At 33.4% G+C, this 21,856-nt stretch carries 22 protein-coding genes; 6 read left to right on the top strand and 16 right to left on the bottom strand.

The window, feature by feature from the left end; translation table 11 throughout:
- Positions 1 to 22: 22 nt before the first annotated feature.
- From ACN0TY_RS14975 to ACN0TY_RS14950, 6 genes are all read right to left on the bottom strand, one after another.
- On the bottom strand, positions 23 to 592 hold the full coding sequence (locus ACN0TY_RS14975; protein WP_236959823.1) for an RNA polymerase sigma factor: 570 nt from the start codon (positions 590 to 592) through the stop codon (positions 23 to 25).
- A gap of 118 nt (positions 593 to 710) precedes the next feature.
- Positions 711 to 914, bottom strand: a complete 204-nt coding sequence (locus ACN0TY_RS14970) for a membrane or secreted protein (RefSeq protein WP_236959824.1) — start codon at positions 912 to 914, stop codon at positions 711 to 713.
- A 177-nt stretch (positions 915 to 1,091) separates the two neighbouring features.
- Positions 1,092 to 1,880: an anti-sigma factor domain-containing protein gene (locus ACN0TY_RS14965; protein ID WP_417445124.1), complete on the bottom strand. Its 789-nt coding sequence runs from the start codon at positions 1,878 to 1,880 to the stop codon at positions 1,092 to 1,094.
- 4 nt (positions 1,881 to 1,884) lie between these two features.
- Positions 1,885 to 2,451, bottom strand: coding sequence for an RNA polymerase sigma factor (locus ACN0TY_RS14960; RefSeq protein ID WP_236959826.1), 567 nt, complete (start codon positions 2,449 to 2,451; stop codon positions 1,885 to 1,887).
- A gap of 125 nt (positions 2,452 to 2,576) precedes the next feature.
- Entirely contained in the window at positions 2,577 to 3,599 is a 1,023-nt protein-coding gene (murB, locus tag ACN0TY_RS14955; protein ID WP_417445123.1) for a UDP-N-acetylmuramate dehydrogenase, read from the bottom strand.
- On the bottom strand, positions 3,592 to 4,782 hold the full coding sequence (locus ACN0TY_RS14950; RefSeq protein ID WP_417445122.1) for a pyridoxal phosphate-dependent aminotransferase: 1,191 nt from the start codon (positions 4,780 to 4,782) through the stop codon (positions 3,592 to 3,594). Before ACN0TY_RS14950 ends, murB begins: the two co-directional genes overlap by 8 nt.
- Before the next feature lie 149 nt (positions 4,783 to 4,931).
- On the opposite strand from ACN0TY_RS14950, the gene ACN0TY_RS14945 reads away from it, so the two are divergent.
- Positions 4,932 to 6,251, top strand: a complete 1,320-nt coding sequence (locus ACN0TY_RS14945; RefSeq protein ID WP_417445121.1) for a PDZ domain-containing protein — start codon at positions 4,932 to 4,934, stop codon at positions 6,249 to 6,251.
- Positions 6,252 to 6,327: 76 nt separating this feature from the next.
- Here the strand turns inward: ACN0TY_RS14945 and ACN0TY_RS14940 are convergent, their stop codons facing one another.
- Positions 6,328 to 6,717: a DUF1573 domain-containing protein gene (locus ACN0TY_RS14940; RefSeq protein ID WP_417445169.1), complete on the bottom strand. Its 390-nt coding sequence runs from the start codon at positions 6,715 to 6,717 to the stop codon at positions 6,328 to 6,330.
- A gap of 129 nt (positions 6,718 to 6,846) precedes the next feature.
- Between ACN0TY_RS14940 and ACN0TY_RS14935 the strand changes: the two genes are divergently transcribed.
- On the top strand, positions 6,847 to 9,477 hold the full coding sequence (locus tag ACN0TY_RS14935) for a valine--tRNA ligase (RefSeq protein ID WP_417445120.1): 2,631 nt from the start codon (positions 6,847 to 6,849) through the stop codon (positions 9,475 to 9,477).
- A 55-nt stretch (positions 9,478 to 9,532) separates the two neighbouring features.
- Here the strand turns inward: ACN0TY_RS14935 and ACN0TY_RS14930 are convergent, their stop codons facing one another.
- The 6 genes from ACN0TY_RS14930 to rsfS all read right to left on the bottom strand — a co-directional run bounded on the left by ACN0TY_RS14930 (position 9,533) and on the right by rsfS (position 14,458).
- Positions 9,533 to 9,793: an acyl-CoA-binding protein gene (locus ACN0TY_RS14930; protein WP_417445119.1), complete on the bottom strand. Its 261-nt coding sequence runs from the start codon at positions 9,791 to 9,793 to the stop codon at positions 9,533 to 9,535.
- A gap of 2 nt (positions 9,794 to 9,795) precedes the next feature.
- On the bottom strand, positions 9,796 to 10,443 hold the full coding sequence (locus tag ACN0TY_RS14925; protein WP_236959832.1) for a phosphatidylserine decarboxylase family protein: 648 nt from the start codon (positions 10,441 to 10,443) through the stop codon (positions 9,796 to 9,798).
- Positions 10,433 to 11,248: a phosphatidate cytidylyltransferase gene (locus ACN0TY_RS14920; RefSeq protein WP_236959833.1), complete on the bottom strand. Its 816-nt coding sequence runs from the start codon at positions 11,246 to 11,248 to the stop codon at positions 10,433 to 10,435. Before ACN0TY_RS14920 ends, ACN0TY_RS14925 begins: the two co-directional genes overlap by 11 nt.
- A gap of 42 nt (positions 11,249 to 11,290) precedes the next feature.
- On the bottom strand, positions 11,291 to 11,899 hold the full coding sequence (locus ACN0TY_RS14915) for an LUD domain-containing protein (RefSeq protein ID WP_417445118.1): 609 nt from the start codon (positions 11,897 to 11,899) through the stop codon (positions 11,291 to 11,293).
- A gap of 120 nt (positions 11,900 to 12,019) precedes the next feature.
- The gene (gene ftsH / locus ACN0TY_RS14910; RefSeq protein ID WP_236959835.1) at positions 12,020 to 13,987 is read right to left on the bottom strand and encodes an ATP-dependent zinc metalloprotease FtsH; all 1,968 of its coding nucleotides are present in this window, start codon (positions 13,985 to 13,987) and stop codon (positions 12,020 to 12,022) included.
- A gap of 105 nt (positions 13,988 to 14,092) precedes the next feature.
- Positions 14,093 to 14,458 (bottom strand): ribosome silencing factor, encoded by a 366-nt coding sequence (gene rsfS, locus ACN0TY_RS14905; protein WP_236959836.1) that lies wholly within the window; start codon positions 14,456 to 14,458, stop codon positions 14,093 to 14,095.
- Between the two features lie 91 nt (positions 14,459 to 14,549).
- Here rsfS and ACN0TY_RS14900 point away from each other — a divergent pair, with 91 nt between their 5' ends.
- The 3 genes from ACN0TY_RS14900 to ACN0TY_RS14890 are packed head-to-tail and all read left to right on the top strand — an operon-like array spanning position 14,550 to position 17,427.
- The gene (locus tag ACN0TY_RS14900; RefSeq protein ID WP_236959837.1) at positions 14,550 to 15,281 is read left to right on the top strand and encodes a biotin--[acetyl-CoA-carboxylase] ligase; all 732 of its coding nucleotides are present in this window, start codon (positions 14,550 to 14,552) and stop codon (positions 15,279 to 15,281) included.
- Positions 15,282 to 15,296: 15 nt separating this feature from the next.
- Positions 15,297 to 16,043: a prolipoprotein diacylglyceryl transferase gene (locus tag ACN0TY_RS14895; RefSeq protein WP_417445117.1), complete on the top strand. Its 747-nt coding sequence runs from the start codon at positions 15,297 to 15,299 to the stop codon at positions 16,041 to 16,043.
- Entirely contained in the window at positions 16,033 to 17,427 is a 1,395-nt protein-coding gene (locus tag ACN0TY_RS14890) for a radical SAM protein (RefSeq protein WP_417445116.1), read from the top strand. Before ACN0TY_RS14895 ends, ACN0TY_RS14890 begins: the two co-directional genes overlap by 11 nt.
- Positions 17,428 to 17,629: 202 nt before the next feature.
- Here ACN0TY_RS14890 and ACN0TY_RS14885 read toward each other — a convergent pair whose 3' ends face one another.
- Entirely contained in the window at positions 17,630 to 18,394 is a 765-nt protein-coding gene (locus ACN0TY_RS14885; RefSeq protein WP_417445115.1) for an ABC transporter ATP-binding protein, read from the bottom strand.
- A gap of 1 nt (position 18,395) precedes the next feature.
- Positions 18,396 to 19,133, bottom strand: a complete 738-nt coding sequence (locus tag ACN0TY_RS14880; protein WP_236959842.1) for an MlaE family ABC transporter permease — start codon at positions 19,131 to 19,133, stop codon at positions 18,396 to 18,398.
- Between the two features lie 111 nt (positions 19,134 to 19,244).
- On the opposite strand from ACN0TY_RS14880, the gene pafA reads away from it, so the two are divergent.
- A complete protein-coding gene (pafA, locus tag ACN0TY_RS14875) occupies positions 19,245 to 20,891 on the top strand; it encodes an alkaline phosphatase PafA (RefSeq protein WP_417445114.1) in 1,647 nt (548 codons plus the stop codon).
- Positions 20,892 to 21,000: 109 nt separating this feature from the next.
- On the opposite strand, the gene ACN0TY_RS14870 is transcribed toward pafA, so the two are convergent.
- The gene (locus ACN0TY_RS14870; protein ID WP_417445168.1) at positions 21,001 to 21,852 is read right to left on the bottom strand and encodes a glycosyltransferase family 2 protein; all 852 of its coding nucleotides are present in this window, start codon (positions 21,850 to 21,852) and stop codon (positions 21,001 to 21,003) included.
- Between the last annotated feature and the right edge of the window lie 4 nt (positions 21,853 to 21,856).

Here is a 21,856-nt window from a genome sequence, read left to right as displayed (position 1 = left end):
TCGGGGTGAAAATAATAAAATATTATTTCTTTTTCTGATGTATTATTTCAGCAAGTAATTTTTTAGCTCTTAAGAGTTTTACTTTTACATTATTCAGTGGCTCATTTAATTCTTTAGCAATTTCAGCATAAGACAGTTCTTGAAAATATCTTAAGTTTATTACTTGTTGATAATGAGGTTTTAGTTTTTTTATGTGCTGAAGTAGGGTGGCAAGATTTTGCTCTGTAATTAAATTGTCTTCTGCAGTAGGAGTATCATCAGCAAGATTATAAATATTGTTTTCTTCCTGTTGAAAAGCTTTATGCGACAGTTCAGATTTTTTCTTTCGAACTAAATCTATATGTACATTCTTGGAGATTGTAATGAGCCATGTTTTAAATTCATAGTCCTCATTATACGTATTTATTTTATCAAAGGCTTTAGAGAAAGTTCTGATAGTAATATCCTCAGCTTCATTTTCATTTCTTGTACGCAATAATTGAAAGCTATAAACATCTACCCAGAATTTATTTAAGAGAAAGCTAAATGATTTCTGATCACCTTCTTTCGCATGATTAATATATTCTTGGATGTGTTTGGTTGTTTCTTGCAATACAATTTTATTTTTCGTTCCTAATAAAGATAATAAATTGATAATGGTAATAAGAAGGATACAACAAAATTCTTAAGAAGAATCAATCAAAAGATCTAAATATAATGGGAGCTAGAATTTACTTTTGCTTATTTTCAGCTTTACAATCTTGCTCATCTGGCATTTTTCCGCAAAAGCTACACGCTTCTCCTTCTGTGTTTAAAAATGGCGATTGACTAGCGCATGTTCCAGCAAATTTACCATCTTTTTTACCCCAGATTTTAATTGCAATTCCAGCAAAAGCTAAACCTAATAATACAATACTAATTAATAAAAGTTTCATTTCTTGTTACTTTCTTTATGTAGTTAGACGTATGAGGTTTACGAACATTTCATCTCACCTCGAAAAAGTCACTACAAAGGTACAAAACATCAGTATAAATAGGTATAAAGCTATCTTAAAAATAAAACCCCTTAAGTTTTAGTTAAGGGGTTTATCAATTTTTATATGTGCTTTATGCTATTCTTCTTCTTCAATTTTAATATTAGCAACCTCACTATCTATAGAGGCAAAATCATTATTTCCTTTAGATTCTATAGTTATTTTATAGTTAGATGCATTGTCTTGAAATGGTAATGACATTAATTTTCTGTCAGCCTTTTCTAAAACACCTAAGCTTACCATTTCTCCATTTACCTCTGCCCACATTTTAAACTCTTTATCTTCTGGGAGTTTTGGCATTGATAATACATTGATGGCCGAAATTTTTTCTTTAGGATTTATATATGCTACAGATCTTAAGTTCTTTGCACGTTCATTACCATAAATCACATATTTACGTGTTTCAGGGTCATTAAGAACAGCATATTTACTTTTCATATTTTCCAACTTGGAGTTAGTATTTATGATATCGCTTTTAAGGTTATCAATTTGAGTTGCAATTGTACTTTTCTCGTTTGATAATAATTTGTTTTGCTTCCAAAGAGTAATTGTAGTGGCTCCAAAGAGGAAAGTAGTAATACAAGCAGCTACAAAATACCAAGGAATTCCTTTCTTTGGCGCGTTGAGTTCTTTTGTCTCAGATTTTAATTGAGCCAGTACATCCTCTTTTACGCTGATAGGAGCTTGTTTAGCATGTGCCTTAGCGTAGAGTTCCAAATTTTCTTGGAGTACTTCGTATTCTTGTTGTACTTCTGGGTACGTGTCAAGATAATGTTCAACACGAACTTCTTCTTCATGAGTTGTTTCGCCTATCATGTAGCGTTCTAACAAATCACTTTCTAAAAATATTTTTATCTCGTCTTTCATGGCTTTACTGAATTATCAAATAAAACAAAATAGCTATTATAGCAGGATCATAGATTCGTCTTAACTCTCTAAGTCCAATTTTGAGTCGGGATTTGATAGTTCCTAGAGGGATGTCTAATGCTTCGCTGGCTTCTTGCTGAGTCATGCCTTGGAAGAATAAGGCTTCCATTACTATTTGATATTTATCGTCGAGCGTACTTAAATGCTTTTTAATATCAATATGGTCTGGGTTTACACTTTCAACTCCTAAATTATATACGTCTGAAACTTCGATTTGGATTTCCTGATTGCCTTTTAAATTTACACTTCTTATTTTATCGATTGCTGTATTTCGAGTAATTCGAAACATCCATGTAAAAAGTTTTGACTTTTTAGCGTCGTAAGTGTCAATTTTTTTCCAGATTTTCATCAAGCTTATCTGAAGAACATCTTTGGCTAAATCCTCGTCTTTAGTGATCTTAAGCGCAACTCCAAAAAGAGTATCACCATAATACTCATATAAAAGAGACATGCCTTTTTCATCTCCTTCATTTAGAAGTGTAATTATATTTTTTTCAAGAAGTTGACTCATGTAAATTTATGCTTGTAACATATAATAAAGATTTCCACAGAAGTTATATCTTAAAAATCTATGGGGCTCAAATTTATTAATTAAAACGATAAAATACACATGTACGTATATTTTATAGATGGCAATTAATAAATATTAACTTCGGGTTCAATAGTGATACCGAATTTTTCTTTAACGTTCTTTTGTATTTTAAGAGCTAGATTCCATATTTCCTCTCCTGTTGCATTTCCGTAATTAACAAGAACAAGTGCTTGGTTTTTATGAACTCCAGCATCTCCAAATCTTTTTCCTTTAAAGCCACATTGCTCAATTAACCAACCTGCAGGAATTTTTATTTCAGAAGAAGAAACTATATAATGCGGAACAGCAGGATTCTTTTGTTGAAGTTCCTTAAAATCTGCATCACTAATAATCGGATTTTTAAAAAAACTACCGCTATTTCCTAACTCTTTAGGGTCTGGAAGTTTACTTTTACGGATGCTAATAACAGCATCAGAAACATCTTTAATAGAGGGAGTCGTAATATTTTGCTTCTCAAGCTCACTTTCAATCGCTCCATAAGAGATATTTATATTTTTAGGTTCCGATTTCAATTTAAAAGTAACAGACGTAATAATATATAATCCTTTGTTGTTTTTGAAGTAAGAATCTCGATAGCCAAATTCGCATGCTTCTTTAGAGAAAACTTTGGTTTCTAACGTTTTTGTGTTTAATGCTTCGCATGAATAAAAGACGTCTTTAAGTTCTACTCCATACGCTCCAATATTTTGTATTGGAGCAGTGCCAACATTCCCAGGAATCAAAGATAGATTTTCAATCCCTCCTAAATTATTATCTATTGCCCATAAAACAAATTCATGCCAATTCTCGCCTGCTTGTACTTTTATATAAGTGTAATCCTCATCTTTTTCAAGAATTTCCTTTCCTCTAAGATTAAGCTGAATTACCAATGCTTCAACATTTTTAGTTAGAAGCATATTACTGCCTCCTCCTAAAATAAATTTCTCAGGATACTCTTCTAAGGAGAGTACTTCCTTAAGCTTACTAACAGAGGAGACAGTAATAAAATTTTTTGCATCTACATCTATTCCAAATGTATTGTATGGTTTTAATGAAATGTTGTGAGCAATGGTATTTTCTTTATGCATTGTATTGCTTTAAAGCTTCTTTAAGGATAGAAACTGCTTTAATTAGATTTTCTTTCTTTAGTACATAAGCAATACGAACCTGATCTTTTCCAATTCCAGGAGTAGAGTAGAAGCCAGCTGCAGGAGCTACCATTACAGTTTCTCCGTCCAATTGGAAATCTTCTAAAAGCCACTGTGCAAAGTCATCAGAATTTTCCACAGGTAACTGAGCGATACAGTAAAAAGCTCCTTGTGGTTTTGCTACAGTAACACCTTCGATCTTATTAAGTTCAGAAATCAAAAGATCTCTTCTCTCTACATATTCTTCAATTACTTCATCAAAATAACTTTGAGGTGTATCTAAAGCAGCCTCACTAGCAATTAAAGCAAAAGAAGGAGGTGACAACCTTGCTTGTGCAAATTTTAATGCTGTAGTCATAACTTCTTTATTTCTAGAAATCATACAACCAATACGTGCGCCACACATACTGTAGCGTTTAGAAACAGAATCGACTACAATTGCATTTTTTTCTAATCCTTCTACTTGTAATATAGAATAATGCTCTGCACCGTCATATGCAAACTCACGATATACTTCATCAGCAATTAAAAACAAATCGTGTTTTTTTACAATTGCTGCTAATTTTTGAATCTCTTCTTTAGTATAAAGATATCCAGTTGGATTCCCTGGGTTGCAAATTAGAATAGCTTTTGTTTTTAGAGTGATAAGCTTTTCGAAATCCTCGATTGGAGGCAAAGCAAAGTTATTGTCAATTTTAGACTCCACAGGGACAACTTTCACGCCAGAAGCAGTTGCAAAACCATTATAATTGGCATAAAATGGTTCAGGAATAATAATTTCATCATCAATATCGGTAATCGTACCCATGGTAAACATAAGTGCTTCCGAGCCTCCAGTAGTAATAATTATCTCGTTCGGATTTACATCGATATCTCTTCCGCCGTAATAATTAGCTAATTTTGTTCTATATTCTTCAGAACCTTCACTTCTACTATATTCAAGTATTTCTAGTGTGTTATTTTTAACAGCATCAAGAGCTACTTGTGGGGTTTTAATATCGGGTTGTCCAATATTTAAGTGAAATACATTTACTCCTCTTTTCTTAGCATCTTCTGCAAAGGGAACTAGCTTTCTTATTGGGGACTCAGGCATTTTAATACCTTTCTCAGAAATTGTTGGCATATCTCAAATTTTATGTGCTGCAAATTTGCGAAATATATTTTATAATTCCTTATAAACAGAAGGTTCTTCTTAAGAGTGTTACATGTTAAATTTAATGAAGGGAAACGTTTTTTTTATTAAATTTATAAGAATACAACAAATTTAGGGAGATGAAAAGGTTAAAACATAGTTTTGTTTTATCAATATTCATCGTTTGCTTTATATCTTATGGTCAAGGTAACTTCTCTTTGAAAGAGAATGAGAAGTTCGAAAAAATAAGATTTGACTTTGTAAATAATCTTATCGTATTGCCCATAGAAGTAAATGGTGTGGAACTCTCATTTATTCTAGATACTGGAGTTAACAAGCCAATTCTCTTCAATATTACTCCAGAGGATTCTATACAGATTAAAAACACCAAGGAAATCCACATTCGTGGGTTAGGAGACGGTGATCCTATAAAAGCACTTCATTCTGAAGGCAATACTTTTAAGCTAGGAAATGTATTTAATTATAGTCAGGACTTTTATCTTATATCTGATAGTAATATAAATTTTTCGCCTCGGATAGGTTATAAGGTGCATGGTATTATTGGTTACGATTTACTGAAAAATTTTATTGTTGAAATTGATTATTCTTCAGAAAAAATTAAGTTTAGTAATGTCGATTCTTATAATTATAAAAACTGTAGAAAGTGTGAAACTCTGCCTTTAGAGCTTGAAGATAGTAAAGCTTATGTGTATGCAGATATAAAACAATTTACTTCTTTGGATAAAAAGAAAGTAAAATTACTTTTAGATACCGGTAGTTGCGATGCTATTTGGCTCTTTCAAAATACGGAAAAAGAAATTTCAGGACCTCTTAAATTTTTCGATGATTTCTTAGGGTTTGGTCTCAGTGGAAAAATACATGGCAAGCGAGCTAGAATTCAGCGGTTTTCTTTGGGCGATTTTCAGCTAAAAGAAGCTAAAGTCGCTTATCCTGATGCTACAGCATTGAAATATCTCACTTCATTGAGAGATAGAAATGGATCTATAGGTTCCGAAATACTAAGGCGGTTTGATTTAGTTTTAGATTATCCCGGAGGAAGGATAACTTTTAAGAAAAACGGAAATTTTAAAGATCCTTTTAAATATAATATGAGTGGAATTGAGTTGCAGCATAACGGACTAAGAATGGTGAAAGCTATGGTTAATGAAGCTAACAACCTTGCTGATAATGGAAAGAAAATCTATTTACATGGGGAGTATGATTTTAAACTTCACCCAGCTTTAGAGATTGCAGAATTACGAGCGGGAAGTCCAGCTGAGATTGTAGGTTTACGCCCAGGGGATGTGATTATGAAGGTTAATAATAGAGAAGTGCATGAGTATTCTTTGCAAGAGGTGAGTGAGATGATAAATGAAAAAGTAGGGAAAAAAGTAATTGTAACGGTAGATAGAAACGGGTCAGAGTTGAAGTTTGCTTTTCAGTTAATGAAGGTGCTGTAATTATTGAAGTAAGCATAAAAAAAAGCGATTTCAATTTCTGAAATCGCTTTTGTAATAGTTAAACTAAAAGTTTAAATTATTTTCCCGAGCTATTAGCAAGTACAGTTCCTTTAATCTTAACAGCTACAGTAGGTGTTGCAGCATTAGATTCTACTGTAATAGTTTTTCTAATTGGTCCAACACGGTTTGTGTCATATTTAACCTCAATTACTCCAGTTTCTCCAGGAGCTACAGGTCCTTTAGGTTTTTTAGGGATTGTACATCCACAACTAGATCTAACATTAGTAACAACTAAAGGCACAGCTCCAGTATTAGTGAATTCAAATACACGTACACCATCACTCCCTTTAGCGATCTCACCGTAGTCGATCACATCTTGTTTAAATTCTATTTTAGCCGTTTTGTCTTGAGCTGTAGCTGCAAAGCCTATAACTCCGACAAATAAAAGCATAATTAATTTTTTCATCATTTTTCAGATTTAAGTGAACATCAAATTTAACTACTTTTAAGTAACCAGCAAAATTTATCGATTGTCTTTTATAATCTTGCGGATATAGTTACTTTTGCAGTCTTAATCCAAAAAGTGTTCCAAAATATGAATATTCCATCTAAATATGATGCCAAATCGGTTGAGAACAAGTGGTATGACTACTGGTCTGAGAACGGTTATTTTCGTTCTGTGCCAGATGAAAGAGAACCATATACCATTGTAATTCCGCCACCAAACGTCACAGGAATATTACATATGGGGCATATGTTGAATAATACTATTCAGGATGTGTTAATTAGAAAAGCCCGTTTAAAAGGCTTGAACGCTTGTTGGGTGCCTGGAACAGACCATGCCTCTATCGCTACTGAAGCAAAAGTAGTTGCGAAACTAAAGGAGCAGGGGATCAGTAAAGACGACCTTACGAGAGATGAGTTTTTAAAACACGCTTGGGATTGGACAGATGAGTATGGTGGTGTAATTCTAGATCAATTAAAAAAATTAGGATGTTCTTGTGATTGGGATCGTACTAAGTTTACTATGGATGACGATATGTCAGCGTCTGTAATTAAAACTTTTGTTGATTTACATGATAAAGGAATGATTTACCGTGGTTATAGAATGGTAAATTGGGATCCTGAGGCTAAAACAACACTTTCTGATGAGGAAGTGATTTATGAAGAACGCCAAGGATTACTTTATTATTTAGAATATGCAATCGAAGGAAGTGATGAGAAAGTAACTATTGCAACTACAAGACCAGAGACTATTCTTGGGGATACTGCTATTTGTATTAATCCTAATGATGAACGTTACCAGCATTTAAAAGGTAAGAAGGCAATCGTTCCGTTAACAGATCGTACAATTCCTATTATTCAAGATGAATATGTAGATGTTGAGTTCGGTACAGGTTGTTTAAAAGTGACGCCTGCACACGATGAGAATGATAAAAATCTTGGAGATAAACATAAGCTTGAAGTAATCGATATTTTTAATGACGACGCTACTTTAAATAGTAATGGACTACATTACCAAGGCAAAGATCGATTTGTTGTAAGAAAAGAAATCTCTAAAGAATTAGAGGAAAAAGGGTTTTTAGTGAAAACAGAAACTCATATCAATAAAGTAGGAACCTCTGAAAGAACAAAGGCTGTTATTGAGCCTAGGCTTTCTGATCAGTGGTTCTTAAAAATGGAAGATTTAGTTAAGCCAGCAATTGATGCTGTGTTAACTGATAAGGAAATTAAATTATTCCCTTCTAAGTTTGAAAATACGTACCGTCATTGGTTGGAGAATATCCGTGATTGGAATATCTCTCGTCAATTATGGTGGGGACATCAAATCCCAGCTTACTATTATGGAGATGGAGAAAATGATTTTGTAGTTGGAGAAAGTATAGAGGAAGCGCTAGAAAGAGCAAAAGAAAAATCTGGAAATGCTAGTCTTACGGTTTCCGATTTAAAACAAGATGAAGATTCTTTAGATACGTGGTTTTCTTCATGGTTATGGCCAATAAGTGTCTTTAATGGTATTATGGAGCCAGAGAATAAAGAGATAGAATATTATTACCCAACCAACGATTTGGTAACGGGGCCAGATATTTTATTCTTTTGGGTGGCAAGAATGATTTTTGCAGGGTATGAATTCCGTGATCAGAAGCCATTTAATAATGTGTATCTAACAGGATTGGTTCGAGATAAGCAACGTAGAAAGATGTCGAAGTCGTTAGGAAATTCACCTGATGCGTTAAAGCTTATTGAAGAGTTTGGAGCAGATGGTGTTCGTGTAGGATTATTATTGAGCTCTGCTGCTGGAAACGACTTATTATTTGATGAAAGTCTATGTCAGCAAGGAAAAAACTTTGCCAATAAGGTGTGGAATGCTTTCCGTTTAGTAAAAGGATGGGAGGTAGCAGACATAGAGCAGCCAGAATATGCAGCTACAGCTATTACTTGGTATAAAAACAAGTTTCAGGATAGCTTAAAAAATATAGAAGAGCAATTCTCTAAATATAGAATTTCTGATGCTTTAATGGCGACTTATAAATTGGTGTGGGATGATTTTTGTTCTTGGTTTTTAGAAATGGTAAAACCAGCATACCAACAGCCTATTGATGCTAAGACGTATAATGATGTAATTGTATTGTTTGAAGAGAATTTAAAGCTTCTACATCCTTTTATGCCATTCTTGTCAGAAGAAATATGGCAATTAATGGCAGAGCGTACGCCAGAAGAAGCTTTAATAGTTGCAAAATGGCCTGAGGAAACTACAGCTGATGAAAAGATTATTGCAGAGTTTGATTTTGCTGCTGAGGTAATATCGGGGGTTAGAACTATTAGAAAGGAAAAGAATATAGCTTTTAAAAACGAAATTTCTCTTTCTGTTATTAATAATGATGAGGTCTCTAATACTTTTGATACTATTATAAGTAAGTTAGGAAATATAGATGAGCTTTCTTATGTTTCTTCAAAAGTGGATGGTGCTTTATCTTTCCGTGTGAAATCTAATGAGTATTTTATTCCGGTAAGTGGGGCGATAGATGTTGAAGAGGAGATTAAGAAAATAGAGGAGGAGTTAAAATATACAGAAGGTTTCCTTAAATCTGTTCAGAAGAAATTATCTAATGAGCGTTTTGTTGCTGGTGCTCCAGAAAAAGTGGTTGCAATAGAAAAGCAGAAAGAAGCAGATGCACTTTCTAAAATAGAAACCTTAAAAGAGAGCTTGGCTAGTTTGAAATAATAAACTAACAGACATGAATTCAATAAAAAAGCCGCAATTTGCGGCTTTTTTATATTTAATAGTTAAAATATTCTTTAACGAGTTTTACATATTTTTCTTTTGCTTCATCTTCAGTCATTCCTCTTGCTTGGAACAAAGCATTTGCTTTAAAAGCATTTATAATAGATCGTTTGCTGCTTGGCGGCTCACTATTATGGGTTGCTTTTTTATAGTAGGCATAAAGACGTAAGAGAAAGTCAGCCGGAAATAAACTCTCATAGTTATTTACTCGGTCAACAGCTTCTTCAAATTCTTTATTTAGTTCTTCAGAATTCATTTTTATTTTGCAATTATATCAATGCCTCCTTTAACTTTATCATTGAGCGCCACTTTGATATCTGTACCTAATGGTAGAAATAAATCTACTCTAGAGCCAAATTTTATAAACCCAGCATCAGTTCCCTGAATAACTTCGTCACCTTCTTTGGCATAATTTACAATACGCTTTGCTAGGGCTCCAGCAATTTGTCTGTATAGAATTTCACCATAAGAAGGATTGTTGATTACAACAGTAGTTCTTTCGTTCTCTTCAGAGGCTTTAGGATGCCAAGCGACTAAGAATTTACCAGGATGATATTTACTAAATTTAATCTTTCCGCTTAATGCGTAGCGCGTAACGTGTACGTTGATTGGAGACATAAATATAGAAACCTGAATACGTTTATCTTTAAAATATTCTTTTTCGAATACTTCTTCGATAACAACAACTTTACCATCTACAGGAGCTATGATATTCTCATCGCTAATTTCTGTAAGACGTGTAGGGTTTCTGAAAAATTGTAGTATTAAAACAAGAACAAGGAGTAATGCTACTTGGATTATTGTTTTTAACCAATAGATGTCGATATAAAATTGGGATATAATGATTCCCGCAGCTATAAGAATAAAGGTGATAGCTATTATTTTATGACCCTCTTTATGAAACATAATTAAAAATTTGAAGTGTTAAATATGCAAATGGAGCAGCAAAGATTAAGCTGTCAAGTCTGTCTAGAAGTCCACCATGACCTGGTAAAATTGCACCGCTATCTTTTACTCCTGCTAAACGTTTAAATTTAGATTCTACTAAGTCACCAACAGAGCCAGTAACGACTACTACAAGCGCTAAAACCATCCATTGTACTAGATTGAGTTCTCCGCTGTATATAAATAATATATATGCTGCGCCTAAAGCAAATATAAGCCCACCAATAAAACCTTCAACTGTTTTCTTTGGTGACACGCTTGGAAAAAGTTTATGTTTTCCAATACTTTTTCCTACGAGGTAGGCAAAAGAATCGTTCACCCAGATCAGTATAAAAATACCAACTATTAAGGATTCTACAAAATGTTCAGCACGATAAGGAATCATCGTTAAAAAGATACAACCTCCACCAATATAGAATAGTGTAATTATAAATTTCTGAGTATTTGTGTAGTTAAGCTTTTCTTTTGAGTATAATCTAGCAACTAATGATAGATTCACAGTGATACATAGAATTAAAAATATTATTCTAAGTATATTTTGTTGTTCTAACACGCCTAGAAGGTATATGAAGACCCACCAAACACCTAAGAAAACTAAGAATATAGCATAGCCTCTTAGTCTTATTATTTTTTTGAATTCATATATGCATGTTAATCCAAAAATAAGAAAGAGGAAGTCAAAAGCATCATGACTTAGAAATACCGCTGACAGAAGTAAAAAAACATAAAGAATACCTGTTAAGACACGTTTTAAAAGTTCTTTCACATAGATGGGTTTAAATTTATACTGTTTTCTGTTATGTAGATCTTATAGATCCTCCAGAAGGAGCAAATATAAGTTTTTTGAACTACTTCCGTAGGTAAGAAAATCATTTTCTTCTTTAATGCTGAAGTGTTTTATAGTAGTGATATTGGTTGGAATTTGATTCTTGTTATTATTTTTAATTCCTCTCAACCCTTCTCCAATAGTGTCTACAAGCTGACTAGTAGTTGCGAATATTATAAAATTATCTGGCAACTCGTTTAGCTTACTTTCTTTTATCTGATTGGAAGAGATAAGAATAGCACCGTTATCTGCTACTAGATTTTCACATGGGGATAATAGTAATGTGGCACCTTGACAATTACTGTTTTTACTGAAATTAAATTGATTGAAGACATTGCTAACTTTAGAATCGATGCAACATACATCTTCTGGAGACCAGTTATTTTCAGCAAGAATATTTTTAAAGCTATTATGTATTTCTTCAAGGGAATCACAATACAGAAATTTACCTCCATTTTTCTTGAAATTGATAGTAAATTTTTCATCTGTAGGAAGCTTGATCTCGGGCATGAACTCTCCCCTTTGACCAGTTCCTTTACCAGAAACTTCCTTTTTTTGTTTAGATCCGAAAAGTTTTTTAAATAAGCTCATTATTAATTTAATGGGGGCAGTTAATATTTTAATTAATGCAATACCTTAATATAAAAGTATGAAATTATTAAGTATAACGTAGAAAACGGGGGTAAATTTTATAATTACCCCCGTTGTTTATTATTTATCTAATAATTTTTCTTCTGCCGCTGCTGCCTCAACATCTTTAGCAAAAGGTCTCTTGCCGAAAATTCTTTCTAGATCATCTTTAAAGATAACCTCTTTTTCAAGAAGGTGTTCCGCAAGCTCTGTAAGTTTATCTTTGTTGTCTTCTAGTAGTTTGATAGCTCTTATATATTGGGCTTCTATAATTTTAGAAATCTCTTTATCTATAAGTTGAGCTGTTTCCTCACTATATGGTTTCGAGAAATTATAGTCTGTTTGTCCGCTTGAATCATAGTATGTCAAGTTTCCAATTTTCTCATTCAATCCATATATAGTAACCATTGCTCTAGCTTGTTTGGTTACTTTCTCAAGATCACTAAGTGCTCCAGTAGAAATTCTATCGAACATAACTTTTTCTGCAGCTCTACCTCCTAAAGCAGCACACATTTCGTCTGCCATTTGCTCAGGGTGAACAATTAAACGTTCTTCAGGTAAATACCAAGCTGCTCCTAAACTTTGTCCTCTAGGAACAATAGTAACCTTTACAAGAGGAGCTGCATGCTCTAGCATCCAACTAACTGTAGCATGTCCAGCTTCGTGGAATGCAATAGTTTTCTTTTCATTAGGAGTTATAATCTTATTCTTTTTCTCTAATCCTCCTACAATTCTATCTACAGCATCTAAGAAAGATTGTTTATCAACTGCTTTCTTACCGTTTCTAGCAGCAATTAATGCAGCTTCATTACAAACATTGGCAATATCTGCTCCAGAAAAACCTGGTGTTTGCTTCGCTAAGAAATCAGCATCTAAAGCTTCAGCAGTTTTTATAGGACGTAAATGAACTTCAAAGATTTCTTTACGTTCTCTAACGTCTGGTAAGTCAACATATATCTGACGGTCAAAACGACCAGCACGCATTAACGCTTTGTCTAAAATATCTGCTCTGTTGGTAGCGGCTAATACAATTACATTTGTATTGGTACCAAAACCATCCATTTCTGTTAGTAATTGATTAAGTGTGTTTTCACGCTCATCATTACTTCCTGTCATATTATTTTTACCTCTAGCTCTACCAATGGCATCAATCTCATCAATAAAAATGATAGCAGGAGATTTATCTTTAGCTTGTTTAAATAAGTCACGAACTCTAGATGCTCCAACTCCAACAAACATTTCTACGAAATCAGAACCAGAAAGAGAAAAGAAAGGTACTTTAGCTTCTCCAGCAACTGCTTTTGCTAATAAGGTTTTACCAGTTCCTGGCGAACCTACTAAAAGAGCTCCTTTAGGAATCTTACCACCAAGAGATGTATATTTCTCAGGGTTTTTAAGGAAGTCTACAATTTCTTGAACTTCTTCTTTCGCACCTTCTAATCCAGCAACATCTTTAAAAGTTACTTTGATATCTGTTTTTTCGTCAAATAAACGAGCTTTAGATTTTCCGATATTGAAGATTTGACCTCCAGCACCTCCAGCACCACCACCAGACATTCTTTTCATTAAGAAAATCCAAATTCCGATGATTACTACAAATGGAAGGATAGAAAATAACAACTCTCCGAAGAGATTAGACTCTTTTTTATATTCCAAAGAAGCAGAAAGATCGTTTTCTTTGATTGTGTTTTTAATATCGTTTTCAAAGTTCTGTAAATCTCCATACTCTAATTGGTACTGAGGGATCTGCTCAGAAGAAGGAATCAATGTTTTGCTAAGTGCACTTTTATGAATGTCCTTGTCTTGAGCTTCTTTAGTTAAAAATACTTCAGCTTCTCTTGTATTAGTTACAATCTGGATTTTGCTAACGTCTCCATCCTTTAAGTACTGCTGTAATTTTGCAGGAGTAATATCAGGAGGAGTTTGCCATCCGCTACCTCCGGAGAAAAGTTGCATACCAATAATTATAACTAAAATAGCTCCGTAAATCCAGTATGAACTGAATTTAGGTTTTTTTGGGCTTGTATTGTTCTTGTTTTCTTTTGCCATTAATTTTTTTATTCAACCCTTTTGGGCATTATATCTCTTTGCTATTGAGTGTTCAAATTGTGTTTGTAACTCTCAAGCTTTGAAAATCTCTTGAAATTGTAACGTCTAGTTTGAGATTGCAGTTACTTTTGCATCTCCCCATAGTCCTTCAATATCGTAATACTCTCTAACATGCTTTTGGAAAACATGAACCACAACATTAACATAGTCCATTAGCACCCATTCGGCATTGTCTGTACCTTCAATGTGCCATGGCTTATCTTTTAACTCGCGGCTTACAACTTTTTGTATGGAGCTTACGATGGCATTTACTTGTGTGTTTGAAGTACCATTGCAGATTATAAAGTAATCACAAACCGTATTCTCAATATCCCTTAAGTCTAAAATATTTACATCATTACCCTTAACCTCTTCAATTCCTTTTAAGATAAATGTTATTAATTGATCTGTGCTACTATTCGTTTTTGCCATTAAAAATTTTTATTTTCACAAAGTTATTATTTTTTTAGAATTTGTGCTATTCTAATTAACATAACATTACATAATAAATGTAGTTATTTCTATGAATTTAATCAAACTTGATGCCACCGATTCGACAAATTCCTTTTTAAGGAGACTAGCAGCTCATAAAGAACTGCAAGATTATACCGTAGTAATGGCTGAAAAACAGATGGAAGGAAGAGGCCAAATGGGAACCCAATGGGTTTCTGAAGCGGGAAAGAACCTTACTTTTAGCGTTTTTAAAAAGATTACGTGCTTAGATAAGAATGAACAATTTTACCTGAGTATGGCCGTTTCTTTGGCTATATATGATGCGTTAACATATTTTGCAATTCCATATTTAAAGATAAAATGGCCTAACGACATTTTGTCAGTGAATAGTAAGATTTGTGGAATTTTAATTGAAAGTATTATAAAAAATGGTGAAATGAGTGCTTCTATAATTGGAATAGGACTTAATTTAAACCAAACTACTTTTGATGGAGTCACCAATGCATCTTCTTTAAAAAGTATTACAGGAATCCATTATAATAAAGAAGAGGTGATGTCTAAAATCGTAGAGATGATAAAAAAATACGAAACATGGGTTGTAGATAGAGCGCTTTTAAAAATAAAGGAGACTTTTGAGAATCATTTATTCAGAAAAGATAAGCCTTCTACATTTAAATTAGCCAATGGAGAACTTATCATGGGCTTTATAAAAGGAGTTGCAGTAAATGGTTGTTTAATTGTACTTATGGAAGATAACATCATTAAAGAATTTGACTTAAAAGAGTTGAAACTTTTGTACTAGTTGAATTTTTAAAAAATGCCGATATCCTTACCTTTTGAACTTGAAGTTTTAAATACACAAATAAATATACATTTGCTATTAGAGTATATTGCTTTTTTTGTAGCTTTTCGTTATTACCTTTATTTAAGACGAAATACAAAAGATTCAATTAATACTTCCAATAGGTTTTCAATTGTTTTAGGAGCAGCTATTGGAGCTTTTTTAGGCTCTCGTTTAATAGGCTATCTTGAAAATCCTGTAGCAATAAATTCCCTCAAAGAAATTTTATCTCTTATGAATATTAAAACTATAATGGGAGGACTCTTTGGTGGTTTGTTAGGAGTGGAGATAACAAAGAAAATAATAGGCGAAAAAGAATCATCAGGAGATTTATTTGTGTTGCCTATAATTTTAGGAATATTTATAGGGAGAATAGGGTGTTTTTTAAGTGGAATAAATGAGTTTACTTATGGAAAGCAAACTACTTCATTCTTGGGGATGAATTTAGGAGATGGTATTAAGCGTCATCCTATTGCGTTATATGAACTTGTTTTTCTGATAGTAATCTTTGTTTTTTTCTATAGAGCACGAAAAAAGAATGAGCTCGAAAATGGATTGTTATTTAAGTACTTTATGCTCCTTTATTTTGGTTTTCGTTTTTTTATAGAGTTTCTGAAGCCAAATACATTTTTTGTTTTAAGTTTAAGCAGTATTCAACTCCTATGTATTGCGTGTTTTATTTATTACGGGAGCACCTTAAAAAAAGTTTTTTATGCCAACTAGAAAATATACATATTACGATTTTACATTAAGCCTTTGTCCAGAATGTTTAAAGCGTGTGGATGCTAAAATTGTATTTGAAGACGAAAATGTATACATGCTCAAGCGATGTAGAGAACACGGTTCTTCAAAAGTGCTAATTGCTGATGATATTCCATATTATAAAAACTTACGGAATTATAATAAACCTTCAGAAACACCTTATAAATTCAATACAAAAACAGATTATGGGTGTCCTTATGATTGTGGCTTATGTCCAGATCATGAACAGCATTCTTGCTTAACTATTGTAGAAGTTACAGATCGATGTAACTTAACTTGCCCAACGTGTTATGCAGGCTCTTCACCCACTTATGGAAGGCACAGAACACTAGAAGAAGTAAAAAAAATGTTGGATGCTGTTGTAGCTAATGAGAAGAATCCAGATGTAGTTCAAATAAGTGGAGGAGAACCTACTATCCATCCAGATTTTTTTGAAATTATGGATTATGCAAAATCTTTACCTATCCGTCATTTAATGCTGAATACAAATGGATTGAGGATTGCTAAGGAAAAAGAATTCGCTAAGCGCTTAAAAGAATACACTCCAGACTTTGAAATTTACCTTCAATTCGATTCTTTCGATGACGAAGTGCTAAAGGAAATGCGAGGAGCAACGCTAAGTAGTATACGCAAGCAAGCTATTGAAAACCTTAATGAGCTGAATCTTTCTACAACATTAGTTGTAACACTTCAGAAGGGATTAAATGATGGAGAAGCTGGAGATATTATAGATTATGCTTTGAAACAAAAATGTGTAAGAGGAGTTACTTTTCAACCTACGCAGATCGCAGGGAGATTGGAGAACTTTAACTTAGAAAAAGATAGAATTACACTTACCGAAGTGCGTAGAAAAATTTTAGAGCAAACAGATATTTTTAATGAAGATGATATTCTTCCTGTTCCATGCAATCCAGATGCTTTGGCAATGGGGTATGCACTAAAGCTCGATGGAGAGGTTTTTCCTTTAACGCGCTATATAAATCCGGAAGATCTACTGAACAACAGTAAAAATACTATTGTTTATGAGCAAGATGAAAGCCTACAAGGTAAAATGATCGAACTTTTTAGTACGGGGAATTCTGTGGAAGTAGCTGAAGAGAATTTAAAATCGATTATGTGTTGTTTGCCAAATATAGATGCTCCAAATTTAGGCTACGATAATTTATTTAGAGTTATAATCATGCAATTTATCGATGCTTATAATTTTGATGTCCGTGCGGTAAAAAAATCCTGTGTTCATATTGTAAACAAAGATTACAAGATCATTCCTTTTGAGACAATGAATCTTTTTTATCGAGATGATAAAGTTGCTTATTTAAATGAGCTTAAAAAAGAAATGATATGATATTTTTAGAAGGAAGTTATGATGGAATAGTAACATTCATTGCAATAATAATGTTTGGGCCTGCGATCCTTTTTTCCTTAATAGGGGGGGTCCTTCTGTATAAAAAGAAGAATAAACCAGCAAAAGTATTTTTTATACTTGCCGTTTTATACCTAATTGTTTCTTTGGGGACTTGTGGATTTTTAGTATCTTAATAAAAGCTTTAATTTTCTTTGATATAAATTTCTCTTACTTTTTGAAATAAATCTGAAGAATATACAAAATCGGTAACCGCTTCATTATCTGTTTTAAAGATCTCTTTATTAGTGCCTTCCCATTCTTTTAATCCATTTTTTAAGAATACGATTTTCTCACCAATCTCCATAACGGAGTTCATATCGTGGGTGTTTATAACGGTTGTAATTCCAAATTCCTGAGTGATCTCTTGGATTAATTGATCTATAACAATGGCCGTTTTTGGATCAAGACCAGAGTTAGGTTCATCGCAAAAAAGATATTTCGGACGGTTTACAATAGCACGTGCAATAGCAACCCTTTTTTGCATACCCCCAGAAATTTCTGAAGGCAATTTGTTGTGTGCGTCGACTAAATTTACTCTGGCTAATACCTCGTCTACACGATCGCTCATTTCATTTTTAGGAAATTTTGAGAACATCCGAAGTGGAAACATTACATTCTCTTGTACGGTCATAGAATCGAATAAGGCACTTCCTTGAAAAACCATTCCCATTTCTTGGCGTAGGCTAGTACGTTGGTCTTCATCTAAATTAGCGTAAATCCTTTCGTTATATATAATATTCCCTTCTTCTGGGTGATGTAATCCTAATAAGCATTTTAGAAAAACAGTTTTTCCAGAACCACTTTGCCCAATAATTAGGTTTGTTTTTCCTTTGTCAAAACAAGTGGAGATACCTTTTAATATTTCAGTATCACCAAACGATTTATGTATATTTTCAACTACAATCATTTTATCCTAATAACATTTGGGTTAATAAATAATTGGCAACAATAATGGCAACACTCGTCCAAACAAAAGAAGATGTACTTGCCTTTCCTACTTCTAAAGCTCCGCCTTTCATATAAAAACCATAAAAAGATGGTATGGTTGCAAGAATAAATGCAAAAACCGAAGTTTTTACAAATGCATAAACTACATGGTACGTATTAAAATCATCTTGTAGTCCTCTAATAAATTCTGCACTCGTGCTATAGCCTCCAAATACAACTGCAGACCAACCTCCTAAAATCCCCATGTACATAGCAATAGCGATTACAAAAGGATAAAGCATAAGGGCGATTATCTTTGGGAAAACCAAGTAGTTTAAAGAATTAACCCCCATAACTTCTAGCGCATCTATTTGCTCTGTTACTCGCATGGTTCCGATACTAGACGTAATGTAAGAACCTACTTTTCCAGCCATAATAATGGATGTAAACGTAGGTGCAAATTCTAATATTACCGATTGCCTAGTGGTAAATCCTATTAAATATTTAGGAATTAAAGGGTTGTCAATATTTAATGCTGTTTGTATAGCAACAACACCTCCAATAAAGAAAGAAATAAAAATAATGATTCCTAACGAGCCATAAATAAGGTCATCAATTTCTTTAAAAATAAGCTTTTTCAGCATAGACCATTTTGTAGCCCTACTAAAAACTTCTTTTAACATTAAAAAGTACCGACCAATATTTTCTATGTATATCATGTATCAAAAATAGAACAGCTAAAGTAAAAAAATAAAATTACATCTCTTTTAACCTAGATTTAAAGTTCTAAATATTTTAAATCTGTAATTTTGTGGAAAATGTATTTTAAAATGAAAAACGTCCTTATAGCAGGTTTGCTATTTTTTAGTATTGTTGGACTTAAAGCTCAACAGAAATCCGAAAAAGAACCCTTTACAAGACCAAAATTAGTTGTAGGTATTGTTGTGGATCAGATGCGATACGATTATTTAGTGCGCTTCTATGATAAATACGGAGATGATGGTTTTAAGAGAATGATAAACGAAGGTTTTAATTGTAAGAATAATCATTTCAATTATATCCCTACTAAAACTGCCGCTGGGCATGCTTCTGTTTACACAGGAACTACGCCAAAAACACACGGTATAATTGGGAATGATTGGTATGATAAAAATGAAGATAGATCTGTTTATTGTACAGAAGATGAAACTGTAAACTCATTAGGAACGGTTACAGATGCTGGAAAAATGTCTCCTCGAAGAATGGTTTCTAGTACAATGACAGACCAGTTAAAATTGGCTACTGCTTCTCAAGGAAAAGTGATTGGGGTTTCTCTAAAAGATAGAGGTTCTATTTTGCCAGCAGGTCATGCAGCAGATGGTGCATATTGGTTTCAAGGGAAAGATGAGGGACATTGGGTAACCAGTACTTATTATATGGATGCGCTTCCTAATTGGGTAGAGAAATTCAATAAATCTGATGCTGCAGAAAAATATAAAAAAGTATGGAATACACTTTACGATATAGATACTTACACAGAAAGTATTGCAGATAATAATGACTTCGAACAGTATTTTAAAGGAGAAGAAGCTCCAGTTTTCCCTCATGACCTTCCAAAATTATGGGATGATAACGGAAAATTCGACTTGTTAAAAGGAGTGCCTTTTGGTAATTCTCTAACTGTAGATTTTGCTGAAGCTGCTATAAAAGGTGAAAACCTTGGGGCAGATAAGATTACAGATTTCATAGCAATTAGCTTTTCGGCTACCGATTATGTTGGGCACCGTTTTGGAGTGAGTGCAAAAGAAACAGAAGATACTTACTTAAGATTAGATAAGGATTTAGGGAGACTTTTTACTTTTTTAGATAAAGAAGTAGGAAAGGGAACATACACTGTTTTCTTAACTTCCGACCATGCTGCTGTAGAAGTGCCGAGTTATTTAGAAGCTGAAAATATTCCAGGTGGGAATTTCAGTAAGAAAGAGTTTTACACCCCATTAAATGCATTTTTAAACACTAAGTTTGGAAGTGATAAGTTGATAAAGAATTTCTCTAATGAGCAGCTTTTCCTAGATCAAGAGCTTATAAAAAAATTAGGTCTTACTTCAGAAGAGGTTGAGAATGCTATTGTAGGGGAAGTTAAAAATTACAAGAACGTAGCTGAAGCTTATACTGGGACTTCAATGAGAAATCAAGAGTTCACAAAAGGGCAGGCAAGTAGGCTTCAAATGGGGTATAACTTCAATAGATCTGGAGATGTGCTCCTAGCTTTGAGTCCAGGATATATTAATTCTACTTCGCGTAAAGGAACCACTCACGGAACTGGTTACGCTTACGATACACATGCGCCATTGTTATTTTTTGGTCAGGGAATAAATCACGGGCAAACGGTTAAACGCACTGAGATTCCAGATATAGCAAATACCATTTGTTCGTTATTGGGAATTACATTTCCTAGCGGTAAAAGTGGAGAGCCAATTCCAGAGGTTATACAGTAATTTCTTTAGGAGCGATATCCTGCTTTACGCTATATCTTTTAAAAAAATAGCCTTCTTTTGTTTCGCAAGAGAAGGCTGTTTTTTTAAAAGGATGCCGCTTCAATCAGGGCTAAAAAAGTTTTCTTTTAATATTTTTTATCCGATATGCTCTAATAAAATCACCTTCTTCTTCAGAAACTAAAAAAGGGGTGTTATTCTTTTTAGCATTCATAAAGCCTTTCATATTATCTATAAAAGTCTGAAGTTTATTTTGCTTTAAAGCCATTTTAGCAGAAGCGATGGCGGTAATTAAGAAACCGTATCGCATGGTGTACATCGCTTTCCCTTGTAGGAGCTTCGCTTTTTTATTGTATGATTTCCCTGTAGGGCGTAAATGTTTTACTTTAAGACTGTCTTTTGTTTGTGTAGAAAAACCATGATATTTGCAAAGGAGTTCATCTACCGTATCCCATCCCATTGCTGTTTTTAGGCCGCCAATAGCTTTAAAACAAGCTTTAGTATAGGCCTTAAAAGCACCGCGAACATGATTTTTGTCCATCGGATGATTAAGTGTCCATTCTTCAGTTTCATTTTTTTCATAAACAAAACCTCCAGCAATACCTATCTTATTATCTTCTTGGAAGATAGTGGCAATCGTTTTGAAATAATTTTCAGGAAGAATAAGGTCGGCATCTAATTTTACAATGAAGTCATAATTATCATCCAGCTTTTCAAGTCCTTTGTTGAAGGCGTTAACAACTTTACTTCCAGGCATGTGCTCTGAAGAAGAAACTAAATTTAGCTTCTCTATAAAATTGTATTCAGCAGTAAAAGAATCTATAATGTTTTCTGTCGTATCAGATGAATTGTCATTTACTACAATTACCTTTTTTGGGAGTAATGTTTGCTGGGTTAAGCTATTTAAAGTTAGCGCTATAAAGGCCTCTTCGTTATGTGCTGGGATAACAACATAATATTCCATAACG

This window comes from Joostella sp. (assembly GCF_048266025.1).
Lineage (GTDB): Bacteria > Bacteroidota > Bacteroidia > Flavobacteriales > Flavobacteriaceae > Galbibacter > Galbibacter atrarenae.
This window is presented reverse-complemented; position numbering and strand designations above follow the sequence as displayed.